Consider the following 273-nt stretch of genomic DNA (forward strand, 5'->3'; position numbering starts at 1 on the left):
ATCCCGGCCCTCTGGATCAAGCGCTTGGCCAGTTTGGTCGGCAAGCCGCCATTGCCCTGTCGACCAATGCCAGCCTGACCGCAGGCAAAACCAGCCAGGGCCTTAAGGGTCAATACAGCGTGGCCGAGGGGCTGGCACACATACTGGCGCGCAGCGGTTACTCCGCCGTGCAGCAGGCCAATGGCGCCTATTTGCTGGTGCCGCAGGTCGCCGGTGCGCTGGAGCTTGGCGCCACCAGTATCAACGCTTCGGCATTGGGCAGCACCACAGAGA

1 protein-coding gene is annotated in these 273 nt (G+C 64.1%); it reads left to right on the top strand.

Annotated features, from left to right (window positions below; genetic code table 11):
• On the top strand, positions 1-273 hold a 273-nt coding region (locus tag AAEZ06_RS27290; protein WP_350617222.1), incomplete at both ends, for an STN domain-containing protein.

The organism is Pseudomonas sp. HY7a-MNA-CIBAN-0227 (genome assembly GCF_040310325.1).
Taxonomy (GTDB): Bacteria; Pseudomonadota; Gammaproteobacteria; order Pseudomonadales; family Pseudomonadaceae; genus Aquipseudomonas.